At 67.4% G+C, this 15,142-nt stretch carries 15 protein-coding genes and 1 pseudogene; 6 read left to right on the top strand and 10 right to left on the bottom strand.

Features of this window, described 5'->3' with window-relative positions:
- Window positions 1-7: 7 nt before the first annotated feature.
- The gene (locus A5744_RS14200) at window positions 8-1,393 is read left to right on the top strand and encodes an adenylate/guanylate cyclase domain-containing protein (RefSeq protein WP_076062008.1); all 1,386 of its coding nucleotides are present in this window, start codon (window positions 8-10) and stop codon (window positions 1,391-1,393) included.
- Window positions 1,394-1,533: 140 nt separating this feature from the next.
- Window positions 1,534-2,274, top strand: a complete 741-nt coding sequence (locus A5744_RS14195) for a methyltransferase domain-containing protein (protein WP_076062006.1) — start codon at window positions 1,534-1,536, stop codon at window positions 2,272-2,274.
- Between the two features lie 3 nt (window positions 2,275-2,277).
- On the opposite strand, the gene A5744_RS14190 is transcribed toward A5744_RS14195, so the two are convergent.
- From A5744_RS14190 to A5744_RS14160, 7 genes are all read right to left on the bottom strand, one after another.
- Window positions 2,278-3,084, bottom strand: a complete 807-nt coding sequence (locus A5744_RS14190; protein WP_076062004.1) for an SDR family oxidoreductase — start codon at window positions 3,082-3,084, stop codon at window positions 2,278-2,280.
- Window positions 3,084-3,542 (bottom strand): polyketide cyclase, encoded by a 459-nt coding sequence (locus A5744_RS14185; RefSeq protein WP_076062002.1) that lies wholly within the window; start codon window positions 3,540-3,542, stop codon window positions 3,084-3,086. Before A5744_RS14185 ends, A5744_RS14190 begins: the two co-directional genes overlap by 1 nt.
- Before the next feature lie 130 nt (window positions 3,543-3,672).
- The gene (locus A5744_RS14180) at window positions 3,673-3,930 is read right to left on the bottom strand and encodes a hypothetical protein (protein WP_139331350.1); all 258 of its coding nucleotides are present in this window, start codon (window positions 3,928-3,930) and stop codon (window positions 3,673-3,675) included.
- A 51-nt stretch (window positions 3,931-3,981) separates the two neighbouring features.
- Complete coding sequence (locus A5744_RS14175) at window positions 3,982-4,842, bottom strand: SDR family oxidoreductase (protein ID WP_076061998.1); 861 nt, start codon at window positions 4,840-4,842, stop codon at window positions 3,982-3,984.
- Window positions 4,843-4,854: 12 nt separating this feature from the next.
- Window positions 4,855-5,619 carry a DUF2127 domain-containing protein gene (locus tag A5744_RS14170; protein ID WP_076061996.1) on the bottom strand — a complete coding sequence of 255 codons (765 nt, stop codon included), beginning with the start codon at window positions 5,617-5,619 and terminating at the stop codon, window positions 4,855-4,857.
- Between the two features lie 49 nt (window positions 5,620-5,668).
- A complete protein-coding gene (locus A5744_RS14165; RefSeq protein ID WP_076062030.1) occupies window positions 5,669-7,057 on the bottom strand; it encodes an MmgE/PrpD family protein in 1,389 nt (462 codons plus the stop codon).
- 54 nt (window positions 7,058-7,111) lie between these two features.
- Window positions 7,112-8,056: a helix-turn-helix domain-containing protein gene (locus tag A5744_RS14160; protein ID WP_083679297.1), complete on the bottom strand. Its 945-nt coding sequence runs from the start codon at window positions 8,054-8,056 to the stop codon at window positions 7,112-7,114.
- 36 nt (window positions 8,057-8,092) lie between these two features.
- On the opposite strand from A5744_RS14160, the pseudogene A5744_RS14155 reads away from it, so the two are divergent.
- The 3 genes and pseudogenes from A5744_RS14155 to A5744_RS14145 all read left to right on the top strand — a co-directional run.
- Window positions 8,093-8,248 (top strand): annotated as a pseudogene (locus A5744_RS14155) (short-chain dehydrogenase); the annotation flags it as partial.
- Window positions 8,249-8,581: 333 nt separating this feature from the next.
- Window positions 8,582-9,784: a sodium:proton exchanger gene (locus tag A5744_RS14150; protein WP_240563046.1), complete on the top strand. Its 1,203-nt coding sequence runs from the start codon at window positions 8,582-8,584 to the stop codon at window positions 9,782-9,784.
- A gap of 61 nt (window positions 9,785-9,845) precedes the next feature.
- Window positions 9,846-10,664: an SDR family oxidoreductase gene (locus A5744_RS14145; protein ID WP_076061992.1), complete on the top strand. Its 819-nt coding sequence runs from the start codon at window positions 9,846-9,848 to the stop codon at window positions 10,662-10,664.
- 13 nt (window positions 10,665-10,677) lie between these two features.
- Here A5744_RS14145 and A5744_RS14140 read toward each other — a convergent pair whose 3' ends face one another.
- The 3 genes from A5744_RS14140 to A5744_RS14130 all read right to left on the bottom strand — a co-directional run bounded on the left by A5744_RS14140 (window position 10,678) and on the right by A5744_RS14130 (window position 14,750).
- Window positions 10,678-12,219 carry an NAD(P)/FAD-dependent oxidoreductase gene (locus A5744_RS14140; protein WP_076061990.1) on the bottom strand — a complete coding sequence of 514 codons (1,542 nt, stop codon included), beginning with the start codon at window positions 12,217-12,219 and terminating at the stop codon, window positions 10,678-10,680.
- A 29-nt stretch (window positions 12,220-12,248) separates the two neighbouring features.
- Entirely contained in the window at window positions 12,249-14,057 is a 1,809-nt protein-coding gene (locus A5744_RS14135) for an NAD(P)/FAD-dependent oxidoreductase (RefSeq protein WP_076061989.1), read from the bottom strand.
- A gap of 66 nt (window positions 14,058-14,123) precedes the next feature.
- Window positions 14,124-14,750 carry a TetR/AcrR family transcriptional regulator gene (locus A5744_RS14130; RefSeq protein ID WP_076061987.1) on the bottom strand — a complete coding sequence of 209 codons (627 nt, stop codon included), beginning with the start codon at window positions 14,748-14,750 and terminating at the stop codon, window positions 14,124-14,126.
- A gap of 75 nt (window positions 14,751-14,825) precedes the next feature.
- Between A5744_RS14130 and A5744_RS14125 the strand changes: the two genes are divergently transcribed.
- On the top strand, window positions 14,826-15,142 hold a 317-nt coding region (locus tag A5744_RS14125), incomplete at its 3' end, for a TetR/AcrR family transcriptional regulator (protein ID WP_139331169.1).

Genomic DNA, 15,142 nt, shown 5'->3' with positions numbered 1-15,142 from the left:
TATAGCCGTGCCTGGATTTTCTGGGACACCACGAACCCGATACGCCAGCTGCGGTGACACGGACATCGCCTACCAGGTGTTCGGCGATGGGCCGATCGACCTGCTGCTGCTGCCCGGGCCGTCGATTCCGATCGACTCGGTCGACGCCGAGCCGTCGATGTACCGCTTCCAGCGCCGGTTGGCGTCCTTCGCCCGGGTGATCCGGCTCGACCAACGCGGGATCGGGCTCTCGTCCCGCGTGCCCTCGATCGACATGATCGGGCCGAAATTCTGGGCGAAAGACGTGGTCTCGGTGATGAACGCGGTGGGATGCGAGCGCGCGACGGTCGTGGCGCCGGGCTTCACCGCGATGACCGGGCTCGTGCTGGCCGCCGATTACCCCGACCGGGTCAGCAGCCTGGTGATCATCAACGGCGGGGCCCGCACCTTGTACGCGCCCGACTACCCGATGGGCCAAGAACTCGACACCCTCGATCCCTACACGACGATCCTCACCGACCCCGACGCCGTCGAGCAGGGCTTCGACATGCTGCGCATCATCGCGCCGAGCGTCGCCGACGACGACGCGTTTCGCTCCTGGTGGGACACGGCCGGCAACCGCGCCGCCTCGCCGAGCATGGCCCGCGCGATGATCACCACCATCCGGCACTCCGACGTGCGCGACACGCTCCCGCGCATCACCGCGCCGACGCTGATCCTGCATCGCCGCGACTGCGACTTCACCCCGGTTACGCACGGTCAGTATCTGGCCGAGCACATCGCCGGATCGCGCTTCGTCGAGCTACCGGGCGAAGACACCCTGTACTGGGTCGGCAACACCGGGCCGATGCTGGACGAGATCGAGGAGTTCATCACCGGCATGCGCGGCGGCTCGGATGCCGAGCGCCTGCTCACCACGATCGTGTTCACCGACATCGTCGGCTCCACCGAGCGCGCCGCGGAGCTGGGCGACAACCGGTGGCGCGACCTGCTGGACAACCACGACACCATCGTCCGTCACGAACTTCAGCGGTTCGGCGGGCGCGAGGTCAACACCGCCGGGGACGGATTCGTCGCGACCTTCAGCAGCCCCAGCGCCGCTCTCGCCTGCGCGGACGAAATCGTCGACGCCATCCAAGTGCTCGGCGTCGAGGTCCGGGTGGGCGTTCACGCCGGCGAGGTCGAGGTGCGCGGAGCGTTGAAAAACGACATCGCCGGCATGGCCGTGCACATCGCGGCGCGGGTGGGGGCGCTGGCCGGGGCCAGCGAGGTACTGGTGTCCTCGACGGTGCGCGACATCGTCACCGGATCGCGCTACCGGTTCGCCGACCGCGGCGAAAGCACGCTCAAGGGCGTGCCGGGCCACTGGCAGTTGTGCGCATTGGTGCGCGAGCGCGCCGTCGTCAATCGTTAACGAAGGTCACATTTCGAGCCGGTCGAAGCACCCGGCGCCTCGGCGTAGGCTGCCAGTCAGGGGGCTGCGCCGATCCGAATTGCCGACGGCTCCCGGTCCGATTTTGGTGTCCGGCTTGGTATTTGAACGAAGGAAGACGCATGACCGACGTGCACGTCTCGCTGCCTCCCGCGTTGCGCCGAGCGCTGGATCTGCTTGCCGACCCACCGGCGGATCCCGACGTGAGCAAGGGTTATCTCGATCTGCTGAGCACCGCCGGCGACGAGGCCGTTCCGAAAAATACGGGTCCGATCCAGGCGGCGTGGGCATCACCGCTCGGATCGGCGCTCTACGACAACGCCCAGGCCCTGGCGCGCCGGCTGATCAGCGCGTGGCAACACCCGGTCGAGTGGCTGAACATTCCGTCGGGCGGGACCGCGCTCGACGTGGGCTCCGGCCCCGGCAACATCACCTCGTCGCTCGCAGCGGCCGCCGGGCCGGACGGCCTAGCCCTGGGGGTCGACATCTCCGAGCCGATGCTGACCCGGGCCGTCCGCAACGAGGCCGGTCCGCGGGTCGGTTTCATCCGGGCCGACGCGCAGCGACTTCCCTTCCGGGACAACACCGTTGACGCGGTGGTCTCGCTGGCCGTGCTGCAACTGATTCCGAACCCGGCGGCCGCCCTTGCCGAGATCGCCCGGGTGCTGCGACCGGGCGGGCGGTTGGCCATCATGGTCCCCACCGCGGGACGCGCCGCTCGTCTGTGGCAGCTGCTGCCCAACGTCGGGGCGCACGCGTTCGGCGACGACGAAATCGCAGACATCTTGGAAGACAACGGATTTGCCAGCGTGCGGGTCAACACGTTCGGCACGTTGCAGTGGGTGCGCGGCAAGAACGGGTGAGTCTCAGTCGCGCTTCATGGCCGGGTGGCCGCGGGAGAGCAACGGCAGCAGCCACTCCGGGGGTGTGACCCGGAAAAGCGCCGAGGCGACCCGGTTGACCCGACCGGGTACGACGACGGCCTTGCCCGCCGCCAGCCCGTCGATGCCGGCCTGCGCCACCTTCTCGGCGGGGATCCACATGATCCGTGGCAGCGCCGCTTCGGCTTCTTCTTTGGAGAAGCCGGCCGCTTCACCGAACCCGGTGTCCACCGGTCCCGGGCACAGCGCGCTCGCGCTGACGCCGGTGCCGCGCAGCTCACCGCGCAGACTGTGGGTGTAGGACAGCACGAACGCCTTGGCGGCGCCGTATGCCGCTTGGCCGGGCAGGGGACCGAGCCCGGCGATCGATGCCACGTTCAGCACGGCGCCCCGGCGGCGTTCGACCATTCCGGGCAGGAACCTGCTGCAGAGATCGACGACGGCGGCCACGTCGACCTCGACGAGGTTGACTTCTTGCTCCGGAACGGATTTCGCGACCAGCCCGAGCGTGGAGAATCCCGCGTTGTTGATCAGGATGTCGGGCGTCAGGCCGAGCGCCGCGACCCGGCCGGGCAGGGCGGCGCGGGCGGAGCGGTCGGACAGGTCGGCGGGCAGCGGGTGCGCCTGCGGGCCCAATCGTCCGGCGAGCTCGTCGAGACGACCGGCGCTGCGGGCGACCAGCACAACGTGGTGGCCGCGCCGCGAAAGGATCTCGGCGAAGTGCTCGCCGATGCCCGAGGAGGCGCCGGTCACGATGGCGGCCCGGTCGCTGGCCGGCGCTGGAAGAGCCACTATTGCCCGGCCTGGGCGAGCACGGCGAGCTTGTCCATCGATTCGCGCAGCATCTCGGGCGTCGTCGAGCGGGCTTTCTCCAACCGGGTCGGGTCGGTCAGCGCGCTCCAGTCGTAGGTGTGGGTGACGTTGGTCAGCGTGGCGTTGATCTGGTCGAGTTCCCAGCGCCATAGGTGGCCGGGCGGCTGCTTTCCGGGTTCCGCAGGGCACCAGGCGATCTTGGCGCCTTCGATGAATTCGACGACGTGGTTCTCCCGCACCGCGCCGTTGGTCAACGTCGTCTTGAACACGTCGCCGACCCCATGGACGCGCTGGCCCGGAGCCGAGGAGGCCAGGTTGTTGTTGCCGTCCCAGCTCGGCTGGGTGGACGGCTCGGCGATCAGTTCGAATATTCGCTCCGCACTGGCGGAGATTGCGCGGGTGGCTTTGACGATGGTTTCGGGTTCGGTGTCTGCCATGGGGCAATCCAAACACTTTGCGCGCGCTCGTGGGGGCCGGCCTTCGCGCCGAACGTGCGTCTAGCCGCACTCTCGATGTCGAATGTGCGGCTAGCCGCACGCTCGGCGGTTAATTAGAGGTGACTGGCGATCAGCAGCGCTCAGCGCCTCTGCGCATCACCCTCAGCTCGCCGCGCACCCGGCGCGACCTGGTTCCCAGCATCGCCTGGAGCGCATCGCAGGCGCGCGCTTTGATGGGGGCGACGACGTCGAGGTTGGTAGGGCTCCGGTTGATCCGGCCCTGCACGGTTGCCACAATCTCGATCCTTTGTTTGTTCGGCCGGTGAGCCGACTGATCGAATTTGACCGCGGCTCCTTTACCAATGTGCCGCGCGCCGGTAAACGTCACGAGAAACGTCGTTGTGGTGTCGGGCACAACCCACGCGGCGCATGTGGTCAATCACACGTCGCGCGTGCCGTTGCCGCTTCGGAAGCGTCGGAAAAAGTCCAGCAGTCGATAGGCCGGCACAGGTTTCGGCCAGTCGTCGGCGCGGAAATAGGCGTCCGAGCCACCGTCAACGAAAACAACACTGCCGCAAAGAAAGTCGGCGGCATCCGACAACATGAAGCACATCCAGTCCGCCATATGCCGGGCGTCGCCGAACCCGCCGACCGGAATCGGAAACGACCGGACCGCTTTGGCCTCGGTGGGATTCGACAGCTGCTCGGCCAGCAGCGGCGTCATGATGGCCCCTGGCGCAAGGGCATTCAGTCGCACGCCCGAGCCCGCCCACTCCGGCAATACGGCATGCCGCCGAACCCACCGGCTGACAGCGATTTTGGAGGCGGCATACATCATGGTGGGCGCCGCCTTACCGAACAGCTTGACCGAACGCACCGCCCTGTCGGCATCGTGCGCAAGCAACGCCCGCACGGCTCGGCGCGGGACCGCCGGGACCGTCGTCGTGGAGTTGCTTGCCACGACGACGGCCTTGGCGCGTTCGGCGGCGGCCAGCGCCGGTCGCCAGGCGGCGAGCAGCTCGACCACGCCGAGGTAGTTGACTTGGGCGATCTGACGCGGACGATCCGGGCTCGGGCCGGGGCCCAGGCCGGCGGCCAGCACCGCACCGTCGAGCCTGCCTGCAGAGGCGGCCAGGACGGCCTGCGCGGCCTCGTGCCGCCCGTGCGGCGTGGACAGGTCGGCGGTGACGTCGGCGTCTTTGATGTCGACGCCGATCACCGTGTGGCCGTCGCCCCGAAGCCGGTACGCGGTCTCGCGGCCCATCCCGGAGGCGGACCCGGTGATCGCGTAGGTACCCATGCACTCTCCTCGTCAGGCCGTCATGGCGGCGCGTTCGACGTCGAGTAGCTGCTCACCGCGCCGCTCCTCGTCGTAGGCTTTGCGCCCGCCCCGGAGACCGAATAACCGTTTCGAGATCAGCAGGTAGATCACCGCGAGGATGTTAATGGTGAAGGTCACCACGCGAGTCATCGTGATGCCCTTCGCCAGGTCGTGGATCTCCAGCGGCAGGAAGACCGAGGTGGCTATCACCGCGAAGTATTCACCCCAGCGCTTCAGCAACCACAGGCCGACGCCTTCGATGACCTCGATCAGCGCGTAGGCGGTCAGCATCAACGTCAGCAGGGCGAGGGTGGACGGCTTGGCGGCCAACGCCTTTTCCAGTTCGTGCACGATGGTCATCTGATCGACCTTGAATCCCGCGGCACGGAAGATGGGCAGGTCGCGATCGAGGGTGGCCTGGATGGCGCCCCGCGCCCCGCGAAACTTCCACACCGCGTACGCCGCCAACACAATCACGACCGCGCGGAACAAGCGCTCCACCGCGAGCGTGCGAATGATGATGGCCTGGCGTAAGGCCTTGCCGCGCATGATCATCGGCGCATCTTCGGCATGTCCACGTGCGTGTGGCTCACCGACGATGAATTCACCGCAACGCAGGCAGCGCCACACCTCGCCCAGCCCGGTGGTACCGCTTAGCCGGGCGGCGAGGGCCTCCTCGTCCGGTGCGTACGTGACGTGCCCCGCGAGCGCGCAGGTAACCAACTCCCACCGATTGATGCCGCGATCTTTGCGCATGGCCGATCATTCAACGCGGGCGGCGAGCCACGCAAGGGGGCGCGCAGCGTCAGAAGCGGGGACGACTCCGCGGCCCCTGGGCCTGGGGGCGCACCGCACCCAGCAGTTCGGTGAGCTCGGCGACGGGAATCTCGTCGAGGCGCCCGACGGCGTTGACGATGTCGGCGCGCAGCGCCTCGTCGCAGAAGGGCTCGGCGAGCCAATGGAACTTGTCCACGACGCGGTCCCATGACATCGGGCGGGTGGGTGATCCCTCGTAATCGGATTCCTCGCGGCTGAATTCCCGCCCGTCACGGGTGACCACATGCACCCGCGTCGCCGTGCGCCGCGGGTAGTCCGCGGTCAGGTCGGCCGCTGGCTTGACCTCCACCCGTGACAGCAGTTCCTGGACGTCGCCGCGCAGGACCCGTTCCGTCTCAAGCTGTTCGGGGCCGACTCCGCCATCGAGTAGGGCGACGGCGCTGAGGTACTTGAGGTTGTAGTCGGCCTGCTCTTTGGTCCGTGGGTGGTCCTTGCCCCCGTAGGCGCCACCGCCGGCGATGTCGTATGCGCTCTGAAAGACCTCGAGCGTCACCCGAGCGACATCGTCGCCGCGCAGATCGTTGTCGGTGCGGATCGCCAGTACCGACTCGATGATGGCCTGCCCGTGGATCAGTGCGCAGTACTGCTTGAGATACGTCTGCTCGACGCAGGTCAATTCGCGGTCGGCGGTGTGGAAATCGATCAGCTGACCGAACAGCTGCACCAACCCCTGCGGACCGTCGAACAACGACTTGGGCCCGGTGACGCCGCGACCGGCCAGCATCGTCGCGTAGACCGCGCGCATCGCGGTGATGGCGGGCGAGATGCCCTTCCAGTTGGAAACCGGTTCGGCATGCACGGCCGCGAGGGAGACGTTGTCGGCCGAGGAGGCCGAGATGGCGTCGGCGGTCTGTTCGGCGGCCAGCCCGAGCAGCTTCGCCGATCCCGCGGCAACCGACATCGCCAGCTGCAGTGCATGATTGAGTCCGCGCGCCATGACCGGAACCTGCGCGCTGAAGCGACACTGGACCTCGTAGGCGACCGCGAGGGCCAGCAGGAAATCCGCCCCGCCGGCATCGACGTGTTCGGCCACGGCCAGCACCGCACCGAAGTTGTCGGCGGGGTGGCACAGTCCGCCCACGGTGAGGTAGGTGTCGAGCAGATCGGGGTAGCGCACCAGCACCGAATTGAAGAAGGCGGCCTGATCCACCGATGCCCGCCCGCCACCGATGAGGGTCGCCGTGGCGGCGCCACCGAATTGGTCGGTGTGTTCGCGGATCGTCGCGACGAACTCGCCGTCCAAAGACCCGACGGCACAGGCGATGCTGTCCAGCACATTGCGCTTCAGCAGCGCCCGCGGCCCCTCGCCCAGGTCCGACTGCTCGGCGCCGACGACAAAGCCGGCAAGGTCATCCACAACGTAGTTATGTGCCACGACTTTTCGCCTTCCGCGCGTCGGTACCTCCTCACGCTAGACGGCGCGATTTGCCACTTCCTCCTGCCGTTCGGATTCGCTGATGGCCGACGTTTCAGCGGTGAGCTTTTTCCCGATCGCTTCGATCTGCCGCGCCGTGAGGGGGCACAACGGATGCACGGCCACCATCAGGGCAGCGCGGCCGCGATGGTCGAAAACCGGTGCGGCGATGGTCACCACGGGTTGTTTGCGGCGGCCCGGGTTGTCGTCGGAGAGAAAGCCGATGGTGGTGAACTCCACGAGCAACTGGTCCAGGATGTGTCGCACCGGCATCGGCATTTCGTTGCTGTCCAACGTGCCCACCACCTGGACGGCCTGTGCCAGCGCCGGCGTCGTCCAGTCGACGTCGAATCCGCGGTCGCGGGTGTGCTCCAGCACGCGTTCCAGGCGCCGCGTGCGATCGGCGTTCCCGCCGGCGCCGCGGCGGATCCACGCACGCTGTTCCTCGTCGGTGTCCCACGCCGCGAGCGCCACGCCGAACGGCGGGGCGTACGGGATTCGATCGCCGGGTATGCCAGACGGCTGGGTGGCGGGGTCCCCCTCGAAGGCCGTGACCACCAGTGAATCGCCGAATCGTTCGACGACGGAGCCCGCATAGCCGACCGCGCCGGAAAGTCGTAACGCCGCGGAACGCGCGGCGTGGGCGAGGGGCCGGGCGGTGTCCATCCGCGCGCTCACCACCGCCAGCGCGGGTCCCAGCGTGAAGGTCTTCGCGACCGGATCGCGGCTGGCCCACCCGCGATCACACAGCGTTTTGAGTATCGCGTGTGCCGTCGCCTGGGTGAGATCGAGCTCGCGCACGACGTCGGAGAATCGCAACCGCGCGTTTCCGGACCGGGCCAGGAGCTCGACGACGTCGAGTACCCGGGCGGTCGGCGCCGACGACGATCCGCGAATGTCTTGACTCCTCTGCAGCGCGATTCCTACAGTAATTGCGAACATTCGAGAGTATATATCGATTATTCGAGAAATCGACGCGTCATCGCCGAAGCGTTCGACAACCTCACCAACGGTCCCACCTGGATCGTCGGCGAGGACGTGCGCGCCGCCCAGCAGATGATGGCCTCGCTGACCCGCAACCAGCTCGTCGATCTGTTCACCCAGGCCGCCGCCGCGGCGATGGGACCCGGATAGCGAGCTATCGGTGGTGCAAAACCGCACCACAACACCACGAGCAGGTTTGCCAAAATTTCGGATCAGCGTGTCCGAACTTTTCGATTACCCGACTGGCCAGCAAAGACTGCCGATGTGGGTCGGCGCCTCGCCCGTCCGCGACGTTGCTGGCGCGGACACTGTCGGGTAGCTTTGGAAAGCAGTTCGCCCGGCCCGCGAGCCGAAGTAAGACCAGCGATCGGCACCTCCGGACCGAAGGATGACATGCTCGCAACAGGCAGGCCGCCTGCCCGCGCCGCCGCGGCAGCACGCTCGCCGCGCCGCACCCTGACCCGCTCGGCTGTCTGCACCACGATGTTCATCGTGCCGGCGGTGGTGGTGCGAATCGTCGGCCTGCATCCGGACCCCGTCGCCGCCCTGCTGATTTTCGGGGCCGCGGTTGTGGCGGCCAGCTTCGTGCTGGCGTGGGCGGCCGAAGCCGCGCAGATCGATGTTTCCGGCGGGCTTGCGATCGCGATCCTGGCGTTGATCGCGGTGCTGCCGGAGTACGCCGTCGACCTCTACTACGCGTACGTCTCCGGCCACAATCCGGACTACACCCAGTACGCGGCGGCCAACATGACGGGATCCAACCGGCTGCTGATGGGCCTGGGCTGGCCGGTCGTGGTGCTGGTCAGCATTGCGGTGGCGCGGAAGGCCGGCGCCGCCAAGGCTCCCGCCTTGAGGCTGGCGCCGGCCAACCGCGTCGAACTGGGCTTCCTGCTCATTGCCGGTGTGATCGCGTTCGCGATACCCGCGGTCGGTCAAATCCACCTGGCGCTCGGGCTGGCGCTGTTGGCCTGGTTCGGCTTCTACCTCTACAAAGTCAGTCACGGCGAGGTGGAAGAGCCCGACCTGATCGGTACCGCCGCCGCGCTCGGTGAGCTGCCCGACCGCCGCCGGCGGATCGCGGTCGTCGGCCTCTTCGCGGCGTCCGGCGCGGTAATTCTGCTGTGCGCCAAACCGTTCGCCGACAATCTCGTCGCGGCGGGTACCGAGTTGGGCGTCGATCGCTTCCTGCTGGTTCAGTGGCTCGCCCCGTTGGCCTCCGAAGCGCCCGAGTTCATCATCGCGACCATCTTCGCCGCCCGCGGCAAGGGCACCGCGGCCATCGCCACGCTGATCTCGTCCAAGGTCAACCAATGGACGCTGTTGATTGGATCCTTGCCGGTGTCACACCTGCTGGGAGGCGGCGGATTCTCCCTGGAGCTCGACTCCCGCCAGATCGAAGAGGTGCTCCTCACCGCCACCCAAACCCTGATGGGTGTCGCACTGATCCTGGCGCTGCGCTTCCCCCGGGCGGCGGCGTGGGCGCTGCTGGGGTTATTCGTCGTCCAGTTCCCGATCGCCTCGACCGAGGGACGGCTGTTGCTCTGCATTGTCTACACGGGCGTGGCCATCGCGGGCCTGATCGTCAATCGGCACCACTTGGCCGCCGCCATCCGGGCCCCATTCGTTGGGAAGGCGATCCGTCATGGCGGTCACCCTTCGTTGGAGGGTTCCCCAGCTCCGCCCTAGCGGGCGGGATGCCTTGTATAGCATCCGAGCTGACTAGCAACGACTCGGATGTGGAGCGGCCGTGGCTCGGGAAGTGTTGACCGTCATCGGCGTGGGCGGCATGGGACAAGCGATCGCACGGCGCCTCGGTGCGGGCAAGACCGTGCTGCTCGCCGACTACAACGAGGAAACGCTGGCGGCGGTGGCCGAATCGCTGACCGCGGACGGCCATCACGTCGAAAGCCGCAGCGTCGACGTCGCGTCGCCGGAATCGGTGCACGGGCTCGCCGAGTACGCGACCTCGCTCGGCAGCGTCACGCAAGTGGCGCACACCGCCGGGCTGTCCCCGTCGCAGGCCCCCGCCGAAGCGATCCTGGCCGTCGACCTGCTCGGCGTCGCGCTGGTTCTCGACGAGTTCGGTGCAGTCGTCGCACCGGGCGGCGCGGGCGTCGTGATCGCCAGCATGGCGGGCCACATGTTCCCGCCGATGGGCGCCGACCAAGAGCGCGCGCTCGCCCACGACCCGCCCGGCGAGTTGCTGCAGCTGGACTTCATCAGCGGCATCACCGACCCGAACCTTGCCTATCCAATCGCCAAGCAGGCCAACCATATTCGGGTCCGCGCCGCGAGCGCCCACTGGGGACGGCGGGGCGCCCGCATCAACTCGATCAGTCCCGGCGTCATTTCCACCCCCATGGGGCAGCAGGAGCTGGCTTCACCGGTCGGTGACGGCATGCGGGCGATGGTCGCGATGTCGGCGACCGGTCGCCTGGGAACTCCGGACGACATCGCCGCCGCCACCGCGTTTCTGCTGGGACCCAACGCCTCCTTCATCACGGGGACCGACCTGCTCGTCGACGGCGGGGTCATCGCCGCGATCAAAGCGGGCAGCGCCAGCTAGGAAGTCACCGGTCTCAGTCGGCCGCGCCGGCAAGCGCGCGCTGTCCCGCGTCCGTCTGCTGCCGGCGACCCGGGGCCACCCCGGTGCGGTGGACCCAGTCCCGCAGCCGCAGCCGCCAGGTCCGGCGGGCGTATTCCAGCTCCGTGTATGGCCATTGGGTGACGATTCGCCCGGTGGGCGAACGAAAGTAGCTGTCACACTGCGTCCAGATGGTGCGCTCGAGGTCAGCGGAAAGCTGGTCGTTGTAGCGCTTTTCGGCCTCCGGGTGCACATCGACGTATCCGCCTCGACGTGCCACCCTGCTCACCGCGCTGGCCACCAGGCGCGCTGCCGCCTCCAGGATGTAGACGATCGAGTTGCCGCCCTGGTTGGTGTTGGGGCCATAGAGCATGAAGAAGTTCGGGAACCCACCGACGGCCACACCCAAGTAGGCGCTGGGGTCGGGTCCCCACCGTTCGTGCAGACTCTGCCCGCCGACCCCGATCACGTCGATGCCCGCCAGGTAACTCGATGTCTCGAATCCGGTGGCCAGCACGATCGCATCGACGTCGACGGTGTCTCCGGCCGCGGTGAGCACCGACGTCTCGGTGATGCGCTCGATGGGGTCGGTGACGAGCTCGACGTTGGGCTGCTGCAGCGCCCGGTAGTAGTCGTCGCCCAGCAGGACCCGCTTGCAGCGGAAGGGATAATCCGGTGTCAGCGCGCCGCGCAACCGCGCGTCGTCCACGGTGCGCTCCAGGAACGATGTCGCCACGTGCGAGCGCGCGGCAACGATCGGGTCGTCGGCAAACGTGGCGGTGTTGTCGTGCTGGAATTTCCAGATCTGCCACCGGGTGCGGCGCATCGCCACCGGATTGCGCCGAAACCGCGCCAATTCGCGTGCGCTGTAAGGACGGTCGTCCTTGGGCACCATCCACGGCGGCGTGCGCTGAAACACGACGAGACGATCGACGACCTTGGCCAGTTCGGGAACAACCTGCACTCCGCTGGCGCCGGTGCCGATCACCGCAACCTTCTTGCCTGCCAGCTCGATGCCGTGATCCCATTGCGCGGTGTGCATGAGCGCACCGTTGAACTCGGCCACCCCCTCGATGTCGGGAAGCCTGACGCAGCCGAACAGGCCGACCGCGCAGACTACGGCGTCCGCCGACAGCATTGCGGTCTGCCCGCCGCGGTCCACCTGGCAGTCCCACCGCCAGGTCTCGGCATTCCAGCGCACGGTGCGCACCTTGGTGCCGAGCATGAGGTGGCGCCGCAGGTCGAAGTCGTCGGCAACCGACTCCAGGTAGGCCAGAATCTCCGGCTGCCGGGCGTAGGTGCGGCTCCAGGATTTGTTGGGCGCGAACGAAAAAGAATACAAGTGGCTCTGGATATCGCAGGCGGCGCCGGGGTAGGTGTTACGCCGCCAGGTCCCTCCGACGCCGTCGGCAGCCTCGATGATCACCAGGTCGTCGATGCCGGCCCGGCGCAATGCCACCGCCGTGGCGAGGCCACCGAAACCCGCGCCGATGATCGCGACCTTCGGAGAGCGTCGACGCCGGGTCGCCGCCCTCATCCGTCCGACGACGTACCGCCGCCGACGCGTCACGGCGCGTCCTGTCGGCCGCGAATCTCGAAGCCGTCCAAATCCCCTGCGGCCCGCCACTTCTCCAAGATGTCGGCATACTCCGTGGGTGCGCCGAAGAAGAAGCTGCCCTGCCGGGTCTTGGCGTCCGCTTTTCCCTCGCGATTGTAGTAGCCGGGAGTGCACGTCTTGGCGCGCTCGGCGCTCGCGACCGACCGGGCGACGACCGTGTCGACCCAGGCGGCCTCGGCGCCGGCTGACGCCTCGACTTCGATGGCGTCGTGTTCAAGTGCCCACGCGATGATCCAAGCGACGTGAGTGGCCTGCACGTCGAGCAAGTAGGGAAAGTTCACCGTAAGGCCCGCCTGCGCGATGCTTTCGATGAAGCAGTTCGGAAAACCGTTGGCGCACAGTCCCTGAAAGGTTCGGACGCCGTCGTCCCACCGTTGGGTGAGCGTGACGCCGTCGCGGCCGATCAGCTCGAAGCCGGTGCGGCGGCAGTAGTCGGTGCCCACCTCGAAACCCGTTGCGAAGATGAGGCAGTCGAGGTCGTACGAAACCCCGTCGACGACGACGCCGGACTCGGTGATGCGTTCGACGCCGCGGCCCCGGGTGTCCACCAATGCGACGTTGTCGCGGTTGAACGCTTGCAGATATTCGTCGTGAAAGCAGGGTCGTTTGCAGAAGTAGCCGTACCAGGGTTTGAGCGCCTCGGCGGTGACGCGGTCGACGACGATGTCGTCGACTCGCGCCCGGATCTCCTCCATCTTGGCGAAGTCGGCGATCTCGATGTCCCGGGTCCGCTGTTCGGGGTTGGCCGCCCCTTGGAGGTCGTCACCGTCGTGGCGCATGACCGGAAGCTTGCGGGTGATGCTCGTCCAGGCATCGGCGACGAGATCCTCGGGCGCCTGCCCGCCGGCCGTCAGGATCTGGAAGTTCTGTATCCGCTCGCGCTGCCAGCCCGGCTGTAATGTGCTGGCCCACTGCGGATCCGTGGGCCGGTTGGCCCGCACGTCCACCGAAGAGGGCGTGCGCTGGAAGACATAGAGCCGCTGCGCGGCCGCGGCCAAGTGCGGCACACACTGGATCGCCGTCGCGCCCGTACCGATAATCCCGACACGCTTGTCGGCCAGGTTCTCCAGACTCGCGCCGGTGTAATCGTAGTCCCACCTGCTGGTGTGAAACGCCTTCCCGTGGAAGGCGCCGATCCCCGTGATGCCCGGCAATTTGGGTTTCGCCTGATACCCGTTGGCCATCGAGACGAACCTGGCCCGCATCTCGTCACCCCGGTCGGTGCGGATGATCCATCGTGAACTCGCCGCATCCCAACGGATCTCGCGCACGTCCGTCTGCAGACAGGCGTCGCGGTACAGGTCGTAGCGCTCGGCGATGCGCTGGCAGTGCGCAAAGATCTCGGGCCCCTTGGCGTATTTTTCCGTGGGGACGTAGCCGAGCTCCTCCAGCAGCGGCATGTACACGTAGGATTCGACGTCGCAGGCGATCCCGGGATAGCGGTTCCAGTACCAGGTGCCGCCCACGTCGGCCGCCCTGTCGATCAACCGCACGCTTTCGACGCCGAGTTGGCGTAGCCGTGCGCCGGTCAGCAGCCCCCCAAAACCCGCACCGATGATCGCCACGTCAACCTGATCGTGCAACGGCTCTCGCGCGAACTTGCCGTCCACCCAGGGGTCGTCGCCGAATCGGGCGAACTCACCGGCGATCTCCACATACTGGGCGATCCCGTCGGGCCGTAGTCGCCGGGCCCGCTCCGCGGCGTATTTCTGCCGCAGGGCGTCGATGTCGAACGCGGACCCCACGGTCTCGGTCAAGGTCTCGGCTCCACTCTGCGAGAGCCCGACTCTATAATCAATCGCTTGATCATATCAAGCAGATCGCTACGATCGACCGAACAGCGCTCCCCTGACCAGCATCTTGGCCGCACCCAGAGCGGCGTGGTAGTCCTCGGCGGGCAAGGTCGCCGCGAGCTCGGTCAGGCCGTAGATGAGCGCATAGAGCGCCTCGACGGTGGCTGGCGGATCCGGCGGGTCGGCGAGCTCACCGCGTCGATGCGCCTCGTCGACAACACCCTGGATGATCTCGCGGAAGGTCTCGAACCCGGCATCTCCGGCCCCCCGGCCGCCGACGGCGAGAACGTTTTCCGCCCGGATCGCCCATTCGAACGCGGCGAGGTCTGGGTATTCGCGCATCAACTGTCCGCATTCGTCGAGCACCGCTTCGATTCGACCGATGACGTTGCCCGGGCGCTGCGCAGCCTGCCGCAGGCGGGGCATGGATGCGTCGGCCCGGGCCGAAATCGTCGCCTGCATCAGTTCCGACTTATTGGGAAAGTAGTGATAGAGACTGCCGCTGGTCATGTCGGCCGCGCGGGCGATTTCGCGGATCGTGGCTTTTGAGTAGCCGACGTCGCCCACGCAGCGCATTGCCGCGGCGATGATTCGTCGGCGAGTCTCTTCGGCATTCGCGCCCACCGGACGCCCGAGCTGCGACGGCGTGGTGGTCATGCACCTCCGCGGGAGCCGGAAGTCGTCGGTCGGTCGAATATATTCGACCACATATCAGCGAGGACCCGACCGACCATGACCCGAACACAGCTGGGCCGCCCCGTGGGCGCCAGTGGCGAGGAAACTCGCCGGCGGATCATCGTGGCAACCATGAGGTGTGTGGCCGAGGCCGGCTATTCGAAGGCCACGATCCGTGAGATAGCCCGCGTGGCGAACGTGACGAGCTCCAGCTTGTACAACTACTTTCCCAATAAGTCGGAACTGATGCAGGCGACGATTTCGGCCCGGGCCGACGCATCCATGCCCCGCCTGCGGCAGGCTGCGCAGCGCCCGGGCAACGTCATCGGTCGAATCGAAGCGGTGCTCGACGAATGCGGACAGTTGATGCGCGA

It is taken from the genome of Mycobacterium sp. IS-1264 (genome assembly GCF_001954195.1).
In the GTDB taxonomy this organism is placed as follows: Bacteria; Actinomycetota; Actinomycetes; order Mycobacteriales; family Mycobacteriaceae; genus Mycobacterium.
This window is presented reverse-complemented; position numbering and strand designations above follow the sequence as displayed.